Below are 15,870 nucleotides of genomic sequence, written 5' to 3' on the forward strand. Positions count from 1 at the left end.
GGAAAATCAATCATAATATAAGCATCCCCAAAATTCTTCATTTTATACAATCATATTCAAAAAATTAGGCAGACAAGCGTTCCTCATGCTGCATTCTCACTCTTGCCGAGGCTTTTTTTCCATGCGCCAAGTAATAAATGCCAATAAGTATGAACGCAAAGATCGACATTCCCATGAATAACCCTTTGAACCCTGTATATGGAATAAGGAATCCCAATAGGAATGGGCCCACACCAATACCGAAGTCATACATTGTAAAAAACGTGGATGTGGCTAACCCCATCCGATTCGATGGGGCTTCCTTGATGGAAATCGCTTGACTGCTTGATTGGAACGTACCATACCCCACTCCAATAAAGGCACCGGCAATCAAAAGCGTGATACCATGATGCGATTGGCTGAGGATGACCATACCGACGGCAAATAGCAAGAGCGATGGGTAAATAACTGCATTTTCCCCCTTCACATCAAACATCCGGCCTGTAAACGGACGGGAAGCCAAAAGGAATACAGCAAATACGACAAAGAAAAAGCTTGCCGCATCCATTAAATCCATTTCTTTTGCAAAAGATGTTAAATAGGACAAGATGCTCGAATAGGTAAATCCGGCAAACCCGATAAAAATGGAAATGGGCAGTGCCCTTTTTTCAAAGTAATCACTGATTTTAAATCCTTTTTGTGCCGAAGCTCCGACCTTTTCCCCTTCAGGCACATTCATGAATAACGATGCAACTAAAGAAAACGCGGCAAATAAAGAGGCTGCATAGAAAATGATGGAATAACTGAAATGCTGTGTTATCAGCAATCCAATAAACGGGCCGAAAGCCATTGCCAAGTTTGTACTCATGGCAAAGTAACCTGTGCCTTCCCCGCGTCTTTCATTCGGAATGATATCTGCAGCAATCGTTCCAGTTGCCGTAGTGGCAAGGCCAAAAGCAAAACCGTGAATAAGCCGATCGATCAATAAGAGGGATAAACCATTCACCAGGAAATAGCCGATGGATGCGATCAGGAATAGAACCAACGAGCCAAGCAACATCTTTCTGCGGCCGATCTTGTCAATTTTTTTCCCTGCAATCGGTCTGACAAGCACAGCCCCAAGAACAAAAATACTTGAAGCAAGCCCTGCTTGTGCTTGCGATGCATGAAAATTATCCATCGTATAAATGGTCAATGTCACCATCAAGACATAAAAAGTTAAAAATAGAAAAAAGTTCGCAGACGAAACAATCAGAAAGTCTTTCGTCCACAATTTTGGTTTGTGATTCATTTCAATCCTTCTTCCTTACTATTGTTTTAATTTTTCCTTCAGGAAAATCAACGTTCGTAACGTTGCCTCCCGGTCTTCTTCAGCCAAACCGCTCATTAATTGAAGTTCAAATTCCTCAACTACCTTTTTGGCCTCTTGATAGGTCCTTACACCTGACTCCGTTAACTGTATTCTCCGTTCCCGCTTATCTTTTCCTGGGACTTGTTCAATCAAATCAAGTTCTTCCAACCGATTTACCGTCCTCGTTACCGTCGGTTTCTCCACATCTAAATAAGTGCTTATTTCAACAAGCGTAGAACAGCCAAACTGACTCAGATAATATACAATCGACCATTGTGAATGAAAAAGATCAACCTTGGCCAATTGTTCATTTAACTTTTTCGTAAATGACCTTGAAAATTGTAAGTTATGATGAAAAAAACCATTTTGAAAGGACAAAGGTATTCCTCCTGTAAATTAGTTACCTAGGTAACTATACACCTATTCATTAAAAATGTCTAGCCTTCGGATGAACGAAAATAATCGTAGACACACTGTTTCCTCAGCTTCTCCATCGCTTCCGACACAAAAAATCCCCTTTTCAGGAGATTCGGGCTTTTATTTGGGAGTATGGAGAAAATACTCCGTGAGTTTGGTGCTTTTACTCGTGAGTTTCGGGCAAATACTCGTGAGTTTCACGCTTTTACTCGTGAGTTTATAGGACATAAACCAAAAGGAAAACCCCGCTATTAGCGAGGTTTCCGATTATAAGCTTCTTTTCTTCTCATTACATCAAGGCATATTTAACCGAGATAGCGGCAAACGATAAAGCTTATCATCCTTTTCATCAGGATTTCCTCGGCCGTCCGTATTGTTGCTTATGAAATAAAGAAATTCTTCATCAACGAATACATCGCGTATCCTTCCTGAGCCCGTAATGATATTAGTCAGTTTTCCGCTTTTTACATCATAACTCTTAAGCGCTTCGCCCCTTAAGGCTGCAAAATAGAGCTTTCCGTCAAAATAGGCCATGCCAGAAGGAGCCCATGTATTTTCACCGGAATGAATCAATGGTTTTACCATATCAGCTTTTTGCTCATCGCCCTGTATCTCTGGCCAGCCATAGTTCTTACCCGGATCAATTTTATTTAATTCATCGTGAGCCGAATCTCCGTGCTCACTTTCATACAACTGTCCTGCTTCATCCCAAGCAAGGCCTTGTGGATTGCGGTGACCGTATGAATAGACGTATGAATTCGCGAAAGGATTATCGTTCGGAATGGTGCCATCCAGGTTCATGCGCAGAATTTTCCCGCCTAAAGAATCTGTGTCCTGTGCGATCTCAGCCCTTCTTGCATCACCTGTCGTTGCATATAGCTTATCATCCGGACCAATCTTGATCCTGCCGCCATGGTGGAAGTCCCCGCTTGGTATTCCGTCGATTAAGGTCTCCATCTCCTGCCACTCATCATCATTTTTTTCTAAAATGACGATTCGATTGATGGAATTCCCGCCTTCTTCATACGTATAATAAGCGAAAGCTTGCCCACTGTTAGAAAAATCGGGAGCTAATAAAAATCCAAGCAACCCAGCTTCCGCTTTAGATGACAATGTCTTTTTTAGGTTGACCTTTTGCCGTGTCATCTTACCATTGTCCCATTCAACGATGGTTCCTGTCCGCTCCGAAACATACATTGTGTCCCCATTCTTCTGAATCGACCATGGGGCATGCAAGTTCGTTACCAGCACATCCGGATCTTCGCCTAAAGTGCCCGTCACTTCCTTGTCAGGATTCGGCTCGGTTTTACTGTCATCATCATTCATGTTACATCCAGTTAAAATCAATGCAGCCATAAGGAAAAATAAGAGCAACTTTTTCAAAAGTCTTTCCCCCTTCGATTCATGAGTTTAATAGGCTGACTGTTTAAGTACCTTTAAAATGGCCTCCGCTACACCGGATTCATCATTCTTGCCTGTTACTTCATCACACAGTTTTTTTATTTCGAGCGGGGCATTTCCCATTGCGACAGACAAACCTACCCGTTCAAACATGGATACATCATTATAATTATCCCCAATAGCCATCGTTTCCTGCATCGAGCCGGATTTTCCATTCACATATGTTTCAAGTGCCGTACCTTTTTGAGCTGTTTCACTCATGATTTCTACATTTTCACGTCCCGATGAAGTGACTGTAACTCCCTGTCCTTTCAATTTCGAAGCAATTTCATTTAATAAATTTAAATCCTTTGAAAAGCTGAGAATTTTATAATATTCCTCATTCGAACGGCTAAATAACTCGGAATAATCGGTAATGGAAGTTACCTGTCCAAGCTGTAAACGCTCCTCCGCATATTTCCGCATATTCTCAGGGTCAATGTCCGGATTGGCTGTAACGAATACATCAACCAAAACAGATATTGCGTTTTCATAGTCTTTAGAATAAATTCCCTGACTCGTATATATTTCGAAATAAATCCCTTGTTCTTCGAGGAATCCAGCGACCATTTTAGCAGTGGCAGCTGACATTGGATTGGAAGCGGCAATATTTCCGTCCTCCGTGAAGAGGGCGGCACCATTTACACAGATGACAGGGCAAACGATGCCTGCTTCATCTAAAGCGAACCTTGCTTCCACATAAGATCTTCCAGTAGCAATGATCACTTCCACTCCCTCACTTTGCGCCCTCTGGATAGCTTGCTTATTATCCTCACTGACCTTTTGCATTTTGTTTAACAATGTTCCGTCCATATCAATCGCAATCGTCTTTATCAATTCAACCGGCTCCTTTTTTTTCAATATAATCCCTATTTTAACCGAAAGGACGTGGATAAACACGTTTAACAAACCCGTATCTATTCTTGTGTGACTTCCGTCATTAAAAAATCGTCTTATGTATATAAATAAACTGCACCTATTAAAATAGGTGCAGTTTGTTTTCTTAATGCAGAATCGTTTGGTTATCGACTTCTTGTGCCCGTTCAATGATCTGTTCTTGGATGTCTCTTTGAATGTCATCGATGGCAGTAAAGTCCATTGCTTTTACATAAATCTTTTCAAGTTCGTCATGCAGCTCTTTCGCCTTTGCCAGATTTGCTGTCGCTTCATTCATTTTTGTCCGATACCTGGTGGAAACATCCTTTAACTGATCGGCATAAATTTCATCTGTTCCAGGCAGGATAGCCGTTTTATATATATCTATGATTTCATCACCTTCATAACTCGGGAAATATTCATGAGGTGATGTGCTGTCAAAAATGGCGATCCCTACCTCCCGGACGATTACCATGTCCAAGCTATGCGGATCGAATCCGCAATGATATACTTCCACATCAAAGCCCCTTTGCTCCGCAGCCTTTGCAATCTTCTTCAGCATCGTTGATTTCCCTGAACCTGGACGTCCCTTTAAAAAGTACCGTTTTTGTATTCCCTCAGTAATATTCGGGATGAAATCAACTGCACCCTTTGGTGTAGCTGCCCCTAAGAATCGGTGACGAACATCTGACTTCTTATTAAGGGTTATATCTCTATAAAAGCCTTCTATCAATTTATTGGTCAACCCATTCAATTTAGCGAAATCAATATTTGCTTTATAAATGTCTTCCCATTCATCATGTATCTTCAATGCTTCAGCGAATAGGGCATATGCCTTCTCGAAACTCTTGCTTCTCGCATTCGTCAATCTTATGATGGCCGCTCTTTCAGAAGCCAGCTGCTGGGAATTCCAGGCAGCCCCCAGATTGACATATTCCTCAATTGCCCCAGGTGCCTTCGGCTCAATCACATGCGGCGCGGTCCCATCCACGAGTCCGATTTTCAAAGCAGGAATGATCACTCCATCAATGGAATCATTATCGGACGAACAATGTAAATACTCGATGTCATAGTCTTTATCCAGCCATTCTTGGCCGATTTTTTTCATAATGGTCGATTTACCGGAACCAGGTCCTCCTTTTAAAATGAACAATCTTTCCAGACCTGCCAAATTGGAATCATATAAACTATAAAAACCTTTAGCCGTATTGCCTCCTGCGAAATAATGCATCACTTTTCCTGTCACTTTCACACTCTCCCTCACAATACAGATGTGATCTTCAAGACAGCGTATGCAGAAAAGAACTAATAGGTGAATGCCTACAGGTTAACAGTCTATTTTATTAGGGCTGCAGATTCCGCTTGTGTGACCTCTAGGAATTCTGACGGTTTTAACACGATCTGTGTACCGATCTTTCCCCCGCTTACGATGATTTCAGGCAGGTTTGCTGCACTTTCGTCAATAAAGGTCGGGTATAGCTTTTTCATTCCGATCGGTGAACAGCCTCCCCGAATGTACCCTGTGTATTTTTGCAGATCTTTAACCGCAAGCATTTCAATTTTTTTTGCACCTGCAGCCTTCGCTGCTTTTTTCAAATCCAGTTCGGTGGCTACAGGAATGACAAATACGTAAAGCTGCTGCGGTCCGTTATGGGTAACAAGCGTTTTAAAAACGGTTTCTGGCGCTTTTCCAATTTTGTCCGCAACAGTGATACCATCGATTTTTCCATCGCGGGCATCATAGCTCATCATGCCATACTCTATACGTTTGTTATCAAGAATTCGCATTGCATTCGTTTTACTGGCTCCCATAGAAAATTCCCCTTATCGTTTTCTACCATCTTACCATTTTAAATACCAGGCAAAAAGAAAAGCACAGTGCCTACTGCATCTGTGCTTTCCCTAAGAATCATTCTAAATGACGTCTTTGGAAATCAGCGATTCTCTTGTAGTCGCCTTCCAATTGCCTGCTCACGGATAAATAAATCGACATTAATTCTTCATATACTTTAACGTTCTCTTCGATCGGGATAAGTTCATTCGTTTCCCCAACCATACCTTCAACCTCATCAAGGCTTTGGATTTCGCCTAAAGCATATAATCCAAGAACGGCTGCACCTAAGCTTGAACTCTCGAAGCTTTCAGGAATTGTCACGTTTTGATTGAATATGTCAGCCATGATTTGGCGCCAGAGCTTTGAACGGACAAATCCGCCGCTTGCATGGATCTTCTCGGGAGCACCCGTCAATTCCTTAACAGCAAGAAGGACACTGTACAAGTTATACATCACACCCTCCAGCACTGCCCGGACCATATGGTCACGAGTGTGATGAAGCGCCAGTCCGAAGAAGGAGCCCCTTGCATCGGCACTCCATAATGGTGCCCGTTCCCCTGCCATATACGGGTGGAATATCAAACCATCAGAACCAGGTGCAATATTGGAAGCCATATCCGTAAGGATCTCATAGGAGTCCTGTCCCGAAGCCTTCGCTTTTTCGATTTCCACACGGCCTAACTGATCGCGTGCCCATCGGAAGGTGATTCCCCCATTGTTGACCGGTCCGCCGATTACCCAATGATTCTCAGTAAGGGCATAGCAGAATGTCCTGCCTTTCGGATCGGTAAGCGGCCGGTCACTGACGGTTCTTACCGCACCGCTCGTTCCGATTGTCACTGCCAGGACGCCTGGCTTGATTGCGTTTTGCCCTAAGTTGGCAAGCACACCATCACTCGCGCCAATCACAAACGGGGTACCAGCCTGAATGTTCATTTTTGCAGCTAATTCCTCACTTAATCCTGAGAGGATATGCGTTGTAGGGACAAGCATCGGCAGCTTATCAGCCCCAATTCCAGCAATGGTGAGTGCCTCTTCATCCCACTTAAGGTCATTCATGTTGAACATGCCCGTTGCAGAAGCGAGTGAATAATCCATCACATACTCATTGAAAAATTTATAGATGATGTATTCTTTAATTCCGATAAATTTGTCCGTTTCGTTAAAAATCCCGGGATGCTCATTTTTTAACCACATTACTTTCGTGATTGGGGACATCGGGTGAATGGGTGTTCCGGTCCTGTGATACAATTGCATCCCTTGTTCCGAAGCCTTCAATTTCCTCGCATAGGCAACACTTCGATTATCAGCCCATGTAATGCTATTTGTCAGCGGTCTGCCGTCTTTTCCCATTGCAATCAAGCTATGCATCGCCGAACTGAACGATATCAAGCCCAGTTCTTGCTTTTCTATCCCGCTTGCAATCATAACCTCGCCTATTGCAATGATGACCGCTTTATAAATTTCTTCGGGATCTTGTTCCGCCACGGAAGGAGTTGGACTGTGCAGAGGATAACCCCTCGAACAAGATTGGACAACCTCCCCCCCTTTTGAAAAAAGAACAACCTTCGTACTCGTCGTACCAATATCTATCCCCATCATATAACCTGAATGTCCCATATTTACAACATGCTCCTTTCTCTTAAACAATTGAATTCAATAGTAAGATTAGGATAAGTGAAACGACTGATATAATCGTTTCCATAACCGTCCAAGACTTTAACCTTTGTGAGACTGTTAAATTAAATCTTTAGCGAACATAAGCTGCAACGGCTTCATCCACCCCGCTCGTGATCAATACAATTTTAAATGAACCGCACGCCCCGATAATCAAGATGATGGAGGCAGGCGGACATGAATTGGTTTAGTTCTTCTTTATTAAAACCTCTAGCGCATCCTAATGTAAAGAATGAAACGACCACAGAAATCATGAGGGTGATGATTGACTTTCCAATGAAGGCATTCCAATCATTTCATATTGGATCTTCAGCAAACAAAGCACCGAAAGCAACAATAAAAAGACAGGCATTAAAATCGTGTTCCGCTAGCCTCTCGATGCTTGTACATCCATTAACAATGGCATTGGGAATTCCGATGATCAAAGCATATAAAATGCCAAAAGGGATTAGCTCCATCACTGCACCGCCGACTCGGCAAACCAAGAGTATTACCTCCCCCTATCTGAACAGCATCTGCAACATCCGGAATATCCATACCTGCGATAACCCTAAAATGACGGAAGCAAGAAGTAACGCAATAAATGGGGACCATCTTGCTTTGGCTATGATAACGATTAAGAGCAAACCATTATTATGGCTAACAATCAATAAAAGTAAGATTTCAATGAAAAAAGCATCGAACCAGTTCTTTATGAACAAACTCGATGCCTGATTCAGTCATGAGAACATCATTCTCCAATGAAAAGAGGACCGGATATGTGCTTGATTTCTTTCTCCAAATGTTCAGGATAGGCAATGAGGAAGCAGGTGGATGGTCCTGATGATTTTTCGATATCGACTTTATCACTTATATGCTCAGAAACACCTTCACCACTTTGATCCAGGTGCTTCCATTCATATGCTATCCCTTTTGAGCCGACTGGAAGTGCCTGAACGTCTTCCATTTCACATAGGCTTTTATATAAAGATAATGGCGCGACCCAATCTTGCTGTTCCATTACTTCTTCTCCAACGAGCGGCTTGCCGATCAGAGCGATTTTCCGTAAGGGCTGTTGCTTTTTAACACGTTCATTCACTCGTTTCCCAATCACCATAAGACCAAGTGCTGATTGAAGAAGCGGCATGTTACTTTCTGTGCTGCCAGTGATGGGAAGATCCTCCATTCCCAATTCACCCAGCCCCTTTTTGACACCCCTGTTCAAGTCCTCCCAGGCTTCATCACCGCAGAAATTATTTAGAACGACGGATACGGGTCTTCCGCCAACGCCCAAACACTCCATGACGGCAACCCGAAAGGAATAATAGCCAACGACTTCATAAGGGACATGGACAAGGTCCTTTTCCTTCAGCCCGATACCGCCGCTATTATCACTAGAAACAATCAATGAATCTGATTCGGAAAATGGCAAAATCAATGAATCACTCATTCTACAAGTCCATCTTTAAAAAGCATTTTTTTCAAAACAGGCTCCAAGCGTGGCAGTAAAAGGGCAGCCAATACTACATTTACCGCCGTCGCTGCCGTTAATCCCGGAACCAATAACGTGTAAAAACCAGGGCTGATCAGAAATGCGAAAGGCAGGGCTAAAACGAAGGCATTACCGATAAAGAAGAGGAAAAATGCGCCTACTTTTTTTCCGTTTATATATAAAATGCCAAACATCCATGCCAGGACTGCCATTTCGACCATGATCAAAAAGTGGAATGGCCCAAGCGGCATGCCGCCGATGAACGCTGAAATGATATGACCAAGCCCAGCAACTATAGCCCCCGATACCGGGCCAAGTATGACAGCCGCCAAAAGGGCCGGGAAACTATCCAAAGCTATGCTCCCGATCGGGGAAGGGATTTTAATCATTGCCCCTACCGCCGATAAGGCAATGAATATAGCGATTGCACTAATTTTTCTTACGTCCATGTTTACTCTTTTTCCTTTCTTTTCCCTCCACGGAACACATTTGCGCTGCGGATATACTCCACATCTTTCACACCAAGACGGAAATTGATCACACGTGCAACAGCAAAGAAGTAATCCGACAAACGATTTAAATATTGAAGTGATAATGGTGAAACAGCCGCACCGGACTTGATCAATGAAACGACCAATCGTTCTGCCCTTCTTGTAACGGTTCGGGCAATATGAATGGTTGCAGCCGCTTTTGAGCCGCCAGGCAGGATAAACTTTTCCAATTCCGGCGCTTCAAGTATGAAGGCATCTATCCGTTCTTCCAAATAGGTAATGGCCTCATCCGTCAGCTTTTGTGGGGCCTTCTCGGAAACGGTTGCCAAATCACCGCCGCAGTCAAACAACTCATGCTGGATTTTCTCTAGGTCGGCCAGTATATCCGTAAATATCGCTGGATCCAATTCTGTCACCGCAAGACCGATATAGCTATTCACTTCATCAACCGTTCCATAAGATTCGACACGGATGTCATCCTTGTCAAGCCGACCTCCGATTACGCTTGTTTGTCCCTTATCCCCTGTACGTGTATAGATTTTCATCCCAATTACCTCCTCTACTTTATTCGCTGGTCAATTCCATACCAGATGATATCAACGCGCCTTGAAATGGATGCTACATCTTGAAAGACCCATCCGCAGGCATCGCGCCATCTGCGATCTCTTGCTTCCATCGGCACTATGCCTTTGGTGATATCTGAACCGATCACAATGCAGTTGCGGTCATCTCTTTCTTTCTCCCATATTCGCCAATCAGCCATGATTTCCTTCCATTTTTTTCGAATCGAATCTGAATCCATCTTTTCTGCATCTTGTTGAATCCATGCATCCAACCCTTGCAATACAACCGTCTTGCCTTGGAAAACAATCATTTCCGGCTGTTCTTTTCGATAACCGGATAGCCAAAGGACATCATTTTCCAAACCATAAAATTGCTTTACCCATTTAGTTTTGCCATTATAGGCGCCTCCTGTAACAAAGTGCAGCGTTCTCCCCTCCTTAAGCTGTTCCGGTCTTCCCATATCAGCTCATATCCCCGGCCATGGGAAATCCTCCAATCAAAAAAAGACTTTTCCTGCGGGGCATAGCGGACCAATAAATCACGGATTACCCCTCCATGCGTCATTAGGGCAAATCGGTTCTCCTTACAGGCAATCAATTCGTTCCAGCCATTATTCACACGCTCGGAAAATGCCGGATACCTTTCACCCCCAGGCACCAGTGCCTCCATGGGACGTTCCAGCCAATTAAGATAATCTCCATCTGTCTTCAACTCATGATACGTCCGTCCTTCCCAATTGCCGAAGTTCATCTCACGGAACGAAGGGTTTTTGACCGGAACTGCATGTGGAAACAGAAGTCGTGCAGTTTCCACACAGCGGGGCAAATCACTGCTGAAAATTTTTTCATACTGTGGGTATGAGCCCCTTAAGTCCAGTATTTCCTTTTCTCCTTCGGTACTTAATGGAGAATCCGTCCAGCCTAAATAGGCCTTACGTTCATTTGCTGCTGTCAGCCCATGGCGAAGTAGTGTAATAGCCACAATATCAGCCATAACCAAAGCTCAACCCCTTCCACGGAAGCCCCCAGTACATCCCCCGTTATCCCACCGAACCAACTGACGATTTTACGTTTTATATAAACCAGGAAAAACACGGCAGCCAGAAACATGATGAAAAATAAGGTGACAAGCTTAAAATCGATGATCCAGGCAATCGTCAGACTTACAAGGAGATACAGCCAATAAATGGGCAAACTGCTTTTCGTCACTGCACTTTGAAAAAAAGCACCTAGCCCCTCTTTTTTAGCCAGCGGCATCCGGATGAGTAAATAACCCATCACACATTTGCTTAAGAGCGGAAGGGCAATGATCAAGAAGTATGTCCATTCATTTACCCTTTCGACAATTTCATAGATAAATAGAAACCTTGCGGCCAATAGGACTATGACGGAGATGACACCGAATGCACCTGTCCTGGAATCCTTCATGATTTCCAATCGCCGATCTTTATCCTGATAGGAAAAAAAAGCATCACTTGCATCGATCCAGCCATCGAGATGCAAACCTCCCGTTAATGCCATGGTCAAAAACCAAAGGAAAAAGGCAATCGCAAGCGATGACAATGGGGTCCATTCCACTAGTGCATACAAAACGCCGCCCAATAACAACCCTAGCAAAAGACCTACTAATGGAAAGGTTTGAATGGCACGGTGAATATATTTCTTCTCCATCGGAAGCTGCTTCTTTATTGGAAAGACGGTAAAGAACTGCAGGTTAATTAAAAATCCGATCACTCCGCTCATCCCTGCATGCCCCCTTTCTTCCGCAATGGAATCCCCGCTTCCACTAGATAGGCTTCATCGGCCAGTCCGACGATCGTTTGATGAAGCAGACCCAGTGTTTTTCCGTATTTATGAAGGAAATCATCCTGGAAAATCGGTTCCTGCACCAATTCATTGCTCACGACTATTAAACAATTGGATTGTTTTCTTATCTCATTGATTCCGGTTATTATTTTTGAAAAAACGCTATTTAAGAATTCTTCTTCAAGCGGAAGGCCAGGGCCAAATAGTTCGTTATCAAGCAGGGTTGTCAGACAATCGAGCAGAATTATGGAATCCTGATCAATATCCGCCCCTATTCTTGTAATATCCGTTGCGTATTCAGAGGTCTTCCACGCAATCGGGCTGCTTTCCCTATCTTTCCGATGCCTAAGGATCCGTTCACCCATTTCAGCATCACTGACACGGCCGCAGGCAAGGTAATGCAAGTTCCCATTCGTTTGGAGCGCAAACTCCAGTGCTTTTCTTTCTGCGAAGCTGCTTTTTCCTGAACGGACACCCCCGGTTATAAAACAGAGCCTTGCTTTCTCCACTGTCTTACCCCCTCCATCAGTGCTTCGTTATCATGTTCACTCTTCACTGCAAACCGAAGCCACACTCCGTCCAAACCCGGAAAATTATTGGTATGGCGCGGTACGATTCCTTTTTTCAGCAAAAAGGGGAAAAGGGATAGAGATTCATCCTTCACCAAATAAAAATTGACTGTGCTAGCAGAGACATTCAACCCTTGCTCCTCATAAAACCGGAATAGTTTTTGCTTTTGCCATGCAATATAGTCTCTTGTTTTTCTCATATAGGCTTCTTCCGCAAGACAGATTTCCCCCACTTCAAGCGCCACGTGGTTGACGCTCCAATGCGGCTTATAGTTTCTAACCCGTTTTATGATGTCAGGTGCCGCAAGCAAGTAGCCTAGTCTCAAACCCGGGATTGCAAAGATTTTAGTCATTGATCTTAGAATGAGTAAATGTGGAAATGCATTGATTAAAGAAGCATAACTAAAGGCATCTTCCGTAAAATCATAAAAAGCCTCATCCAATACAACCAGGCAATCCGCTTTTTGGCATTCCATGATCAATTCCCTGACTGCATCCCGATTAAATGAAACACCCGTCGGATTATTAGGCGTACATAAGAAAATTGCATCATATTCGGGTAATCGGGGAATCAATCGCTCCAAGTCCAATTGCCACTCAGGAGCATCAAGCTGGTGAAAATCGACCTTACATCCTGCTGCCAAACAAGCTTCAGCATATTCCGCAAATGCCGGCTGAATGATCAGCACCCTTTGATTGGCTAATCCGTTCGCTACCAGCATGATTATTTCAGCACCACCGTTCCCCACCAAAACGGATTGCTCAGGAAGAGCTTCTTTTTTTGCAATGGATTTTGTCAGTTTAATGGCATGCGGATCTGGGTATTGAAGGATTCCTTCGAAAAATCCAGCCCACTGTTCCTTTATGCGTAAAGGCGGACCCAATGGGTTGATGTTAGCACTGAAGTCGAGAACCCCTTCAGGCATCTCGATTTTCAGCGCTTCATAAAGATAATGAGGATTAGAGCCATGAGAAGGTAATGTCAAGAATAAGCCCCCCTAGCCATAGCATCAGCAGAAATAGAAAAGATGACCGATGCATGATGGTAATCGTTTTTGGTATATGTTTTGCTTCCAATCGAACAAGCGGAACTCCCATCCTCGCACGGTCGGAAACAATTCCGTTGTACATATTAAGGCCTCCAAGCTGTATTCCCAAAATCGCAGCAACGCCTGCTTCACACCACCCGCTATTCGGGCTTGGATGTTTTTTTGCGTCATTAAACAATATCCTCCATCTAGCACCAAATCCATGATAGTGAGATTTTGAGCTCAGTAACATCAGGTAACCGGTGAGGCGGCTGGGAATCCAGTTCACGATATCATCGAGCTTGGCTGAAGCCCAGCCGAATTGCCCATATTTATCATTTTTGTACCCTACCATGGAATCGCATGTATTAATCGCCCTGTACACCATAGCTAGCTGCGCACCGCCAATAGCTGCCCAAAACATTGGGGCTGTAATCCCATCACTGGTATTTTCCGCTACAGTTTCCACGGTGCCCCTGACAATTTCGGATTCATCAAGATCCTCCGTATCACGGCCCACGATATAGGAAAGCTTTAGCCTCGCTTCAGGAAAATCGCGTTCATTAAGCGGAAGGCAAACATCCATCCCAGCTTGCTTCAAGCCCTTCTGAGCTATCGTAGTAGAAATGACAGCAGCTTCCCAAAGGATACCTGCAAGCGGATGGATTAGATAAGCCAAATAGACGGTAAGACCCGTAATCAATAACACCGCCGATAAGACGATGATCAACATGAAGAGTCCATTCCGTTTCTTATATGCCCCTCTATTGAATGCCAGATCCAGCTTGCTTATCATCGTTCCTATCCATTTGACTGGATGCGGCCAATTTGGCGGATCACCGATTAATAGATCAAGGAAAAATGCCAGCGTAACCGCAAAAAGATGATGATAGATCATAAATCCTCAATCCGTTTCCGATTATTCTTTAATGCTTCCACTGTACAATCATATACACCGCGACTGATCAGCTTCCCTAACGGAGTGATGGTGCCTGCATATTGAAGCTTTGCCCCTCTTTGAGCAGCCGCAATCAAAATGCTGTCAGTCGATGTTCCTGTTGCACATGTATTTGTCACCTTATCCAGTACATGCAAATCATGAAGCGCTTTTACTTTTGCCTCGGTCGCAGTAACTATGCTGTGGATGAAAGCCTCTTCTGCCAAATGTCCATTTACGAATATCCATGTATTTATCGTTCCCGGAGCGGAACTCCAAGAATGCCGGTCAGCTAAAGAAGCGTCGATGGCATTTCCTACACCAGCCGTCACGATAATGAAAACAGAGAAATCTTCCGCTCTTAAAAGCTTGAAAGCAACCGTATCGAGAAAGACAGCTGTCATCATCCCTACCGTCTCCTGAGGTTCAAAACCATGAGTTTTTAAATACTCGGCCATTTCAACATGATGATCCTCGCAGTCATAGCCATGATGTACGTGCCTATTCACAAAATATTTATGCCAGCCCGTCCCCGAACCAGTCACTCCGGAAGACATCGTTCTAAGCGGGATCGGAGAATCCAATTGAATCATCTCAGGTCCGACTGTCAGATAAGATTCATCAATTTCCAATGTAATAGTATCATGGCCATGCTTTTCCGGAACGATGAACATCTGCGGTTTCGGAAGGGCGGGATGTGGATGTTTTTCGATCGTCGTATGATATACACCCTGAATCCGTTCCTGTTGGAGCACTTCATTCGGCACATCAACAACCTGAATTTTCCCCTTCTCAAGCAACATCAGCCGATCACAATATAACCCAGCCAAATTCAGGTCATGGAAAATTGAAATAACGGTCAAATTCTGCTCTTTTGCCATTTTCCTCATTAAATCAAGAAGGTCTTTTTGATAGGAAAGATCCAAGTGATTCGTAGGTTCATCCAAAAAAAGGATTTCAGGCTCTTGGGCAAGTGCCTGTGCCAGCAGGACCCGCTGCCTCTCCCCTCCTGATAATCGTTCAAAATGCAGAGCCTGGAAATCGGCTACGCCCGTTTGTTCCATAACCCGTTGGACAATCGCTTCATCTTCTGCGGACCAACTATGGAACCAACCTGATTGATGGGCATATCGCCCAAGTGAGACCGTCTCTTTTACTGTATAGGAGAAAGCTAATGAGGAATGTTGAGGGAGCACAGCAATGACCTGTGCAAGTTGTTTTGACGAATAATCCTTCAAATCCTTACCTCTTATCCGTACGCTTCCGCCCTTATAATCGAGCACCCCGCTAAGCATTCCTAAGAGCGTCGTTTTTCCGCTGCCATTAGGACCAAGAATCCCGAATAATTCTCCTTTATGTACATCAAAAGAGACAGAGTCCAAAACAGCTTTGTTGTCATATCCACCTGTTAACCCTTTAACTTCAAGCATC

At 43.9% G+C, this 15,870-nt stretch carries 18 protein-coding genes and 1 pseudogene; 1 reads left to right on the top strand and 18 read right to left on the bottom strand.

Translation table 11 applies throughout. The features are described from left to right. Positions 1–64: 64 nt before the first annotated feature. The 8 genes and pseudogenes from ABOA58_RS27035 to ABOA58_RS27795 all read right to left on the bottom strand — a co-directional run. Positions 65–1,270: an MFS transporter gene (locus ABOA58_RS27035; protein ID WP_350300724.1), complete on the bottom strand. Its 1,206-nt coding sequence runs from the start codon at positions 1,268–1,270 to the stop codon at positions 65–67. A gap of 18 nt (positions 1,271–1,288) precedes the next feature. Further along, complete coding sequence (locus tag ABOA58_RS27040) at positions 1,289–1,708, bottom strand: MarR family winged helix-turn-helix transcriptional regulator (RefSeq protein ID WP_350300725.1); 420 nt, start codon at positions 1,706–1,708, stop codon at positions 1,289–1,291. A gap of 333 nt (positions 1,709–2,041) precedes the next feature. Further along, entirely contained in the window at positions 2,042–3,130 is a 1,089-nt protein-coding gene (locus ABOA58_RS27045) for a PQQ-dependent sugar dehydrogenase (protein WP_350300726.1), read from the bottom strand. A 27-nt stretch (positions 3,131–3,157) separates the two neighbouring features. Beyond that, entirely contained in the window at positions 3,158–4,024 is an 867-nt protein-coding gene (locus ABOA58_RS27050; RefSeq protein WP_350300727.1) for a Cof-type HAD-IIB family hydrolase, read from the bottom strand. Positions 4,025–4,190: 166 nt separating this feature from the next. Further along, the gene (locus ABOA58_RS27055) at positions 4,191–5,309 is read right to left on the bottom strand and encodes a PRK06851 family protein (protein WP_350300728.1); all 1,119 of its coding nucleotides are present in this window, start codon (positions 5,307–5,309) and stop codon (positions 4,191–4,193) included. A gap of 89 nt (positions 5,310–5,398) precedes the next feature. Next, positions 5,399–5,875, bottom strand: a complete 477-nt coding sequence (ybaK, locus tag ABOA58_RS27060; protein ID WP_350300729.1) for a Cys-tRNA(Pro) deacylase — start codon at positions 5,873–5,875, stop codon at positions 5,399–5,401. 97 nt (positions 5,876–5,972) lie between these two features. Continuing rightward, positions 5,973–7,517 (bottom strand): gluconokinase, encoded by a 1,545-nt coding sequence (gntK, locus tag ABOA58_RS27065; protein WP_350300730.1) that lies wholly within the window; start codon positions 7,515–7,517, stop codon positions 5,973–5,975. 22 nt (positions 7,518–7,539) lie between these two features. Further along, positions 7,540–7,855 (bottom strand): annotated as a pseudogene (locus ABOA58_RS27795) (hypothetical protein); the annotation flags it as partial. On the opposite strand from ABOA58_RS27795, the gene ABOA58_RS27080 reads away from it, so the two are divergent. Then, on the top strand, positions 7,752–8,288 hold the full coding sequence (locus ABOA58_RS27080; RefSeq protein ID WP_350302986.1) for a hypothetical protein: 537 nt from the start codon (positions 7,752–7,754) through the stop codon (positions 8,286–8,288). The pseudogene ABOA58_RS27795 and the gene ABOA58_RS27080 overlap by 104 nt on opposite strands. 16 nt (positions 8,289–8,304) lie before the next feature. Here ABOA58_RS27080 and ABOA58_RS27085 read toward each other — a convergent pair whose 3' ends face one another. The 10 genes from ABOA58_RS27085 to ABOA58_RS27130 are packed head-to-tail and all read right to left on the bottom strand — an operon-like array spanning position 8,305 to position 15,869. Then, on the bottom strand, positions 8,305–9,003 hold the full coding sequence (locus ABOA58_RS27085; RefSeq protein ID WP_350300731.1) for an ATP-binding protein: 699 nt from the start codon (positions 9,001–9,003) through the stop codon (positions 8,305–8,307). Beyond that, complete coding sequence (locus ABOA58_RS27090; RefSeq protein WP_350300732.1) at positions 9,000–9,494, bottom strand: ECF transporter S component; 495 nt, start codon at positions 9,492–9,494, stop codon at positions 9,000–9,002. Before ABOA58_RS27090 ends, ABOA58_RS27085 begins: the two co-directional genes overlap by 4 nt. A 2-nt stretch (positions 9,495–9,496) precedes the next feature. Next, positions 9,497–10,081 (bottom strand): cob(I)yrinic acid a,c-diamide adenosyltransferase, encoded by a 585-nt coding sequence (locus ABOA58_RS27095; RefSeq protein WP_241589569.1) that lies wholly within the window; start codon positions 10,079–10,081, stop codon positions 9,497–9,499. 14 nt (positions 10,082–10,095) lie between these two features. Next, a complete protein-coding gene (locus ABOA58_RS27100; protein WP_350300733.1) occupies positions 10,096–10,560 on the bottom strand; it encodes a bifunctional adenosylcobinamide kinase/adenosylcobinamide-phosphate guanylyltransferase in 465 nt (154 codons plus the stop codon). Continuing rightward, positions 10,476–11,093, bottom strand: a complete 618-nt coding sequence (locus ABOA58_RS27105) for a histidine phosphatase family protein (RefSeq protein WP_350300734.1) — start codon at positions 11,091–11,093, stop codon at positions 10,476–10,478. Before ABOA58_RS27105 ends, ABOA58_RS27100 begins: the two co-directional genes overlap by 85 nt. Further along, positions 11,051–11,842, bottom strand: coding sequence for an adenosylcobinamide-GDP ribazoletransferase (gene cobS / locus ABOA58_RS27110; RefSeq protein WP_350300735.1), 792 nt, complete (start codon positions 11,840–11,842; stop codon positions 11,051–11,053). Before cobS ends, ABOA58_RS27105 begins: the two co-directional genes overlap by 43 nt. Next, positions 11,839–12,414 carry a bifunctional adenosylcobinamide kinase/adenosylcobinamide-phosphate guanylyltransferase gene (locus ABOA58_RS27115; RefSeq protein WP_350300736.1) on the bottom strand — a complete coding sequence of 192 codons (576 nt, stop codon included), beginning with the start codon at positions 12,412–12,414 and terminating at the stop codon, positions 11,839–11,841. Before ABOA58_RS27115 ends, cobS begins: the two co-directional genes overlap by 4 nt. Further along, entirely contained in the window at positions 12,387–13,460 is a 1,074-nt protein-coding gene (gene cobD / locus ABOA58_RS27120; protein WP_350300737.1) for a threonine-phosphate decarboxylase CobD, read from the bottom strand. The genes ABOA58_RS27115 and cobD overlap by 28 nt, the downstream gene beginning before the upstream one ends. Further along, the gene (cbiB, locus tag ABOA58_RS27125; RefSeq protein WP_350300738.1) at positions 13,435–14,400 is read right to left on the bottom strand and encodes an adenosylcobinamide-phosphate synthase CbiB; all 966 of its coding nucleotides are present in this window, start codon (positions 14,398–14,400) and stop codon (positions 13,435–13,437) included. The genes cobD and cbiB overlap by 26 nt, the downstream gene beginning before the upstream one ends. Further along, on the bottom strand, positions 14,397–15,869 hold the full coding sequence (locus tag ABOA58_RS27130) for a heme ABC transporter ATP-binding protein (protein WP_350300739.1): 1,473 nt from the start codon (positions 15,867–15,869) through the stop codon (positions 14,397–14,399). Before ABOA58_RS27130 ends, cbiB begins: the two co-directional genes overlap by 4 nt. Position 15,870: the final 1 nt, after the last annotated feature.

This window comes from Peribacillus frigoritolerans (assembly GCF_040250305.1).
Classification (GTDB): domain Bacteria; phylum Bacillota; class Bacilli; order Bacillales; family DSM-1321; genus Peribacillus.

Excerpts from the sequence above, each read along its gene's own strand:
- ybaK (WP_350300729.1), bottom strand. The coding sequence starts at position 5,875 with ATGGGAGCCAGTAAAACGAATGCAATGCGAATTCTTGATAACAAACGT.
- ABOA58_RS27035 (WP_350300724.1), bottom strand. The coding sequence starts at position 1,270 with ATGAATCACAAACCAAAATTGTGGACGAAAGACTTTCTGATTGTTTCG.
- cbiB (WP_350300738.1), bottom strand. The coding sequence starts at position 14,400 with ATGATCTATCATCATCTTTTTGCGGTTACGCTGGCATTTTTCCTTGAT.
- gntK (WP_350300730.1), bottom strand. The coding sequence starts at position 7,517 with ATGGGACATTCAGGTTATATGATGGGGATAGATATTGGTACGACGAGT.
- ABOA58_RS27090 (WP_350300732.1), bottom strand. The coding sequence starts at position 9,494 with ATGGACGTAAGAAAAATTAGTGCAATCGCTATATTCATTGCCTTATCG.
- ABOA58_RS27130 (WP_350300739.1), bottom strand. The coding sequence starts at position 15,869 with ATGCTTGAAGTTAAAGGGTTAACAGGTGGATATGACAACAAAGCTGTT.
- ABOA58_RS27080 (WP_350302986.1), top strand. The coding sequence starts at position 7,752 with ATGAATTGGTTTAGTTCTTCTTTATTAAAACCTCTAGCGCATCCTAAT.
- ABOA58_RS27100 (WP_350300733.1), bottom strand. The coding sequence starts at position 10,560 with ATGGGAAGACCGGAACAGCTTAAGGAGGGGAGAACGCTGCACTTTGTT.
- ABOA58_RS27085 (WP_350300731.1), bottom strand. The coding sequence starts at position 9,003 with ATGAGTGATTCATTGATTTTGCCATTTTCCGAATCAGATTCATTGATT.
- ABOA58_RS27095 (WP_241589569.1), bottom strand. The coding sequence starts at position 10,081 with ATGAAAATCTATACACGTACAGGGGATAAGGGACAAACAAGCGTAATC.
- ABOA58_RS27105 (WP_350300734.1), bottom strand. The coding sequence starts at position 11,093 with ATGGCTGATATTGTGGCTATTACACTACTTCGCCATGGGCTGACAGCA.
- cobS (WP_350300735.1), bottom strand. The coding sequence starts at position 11,842 with ATGAGCGGAGTGATCGGATTTTTAATTAACCTGCAGTTCTTTACCGTC.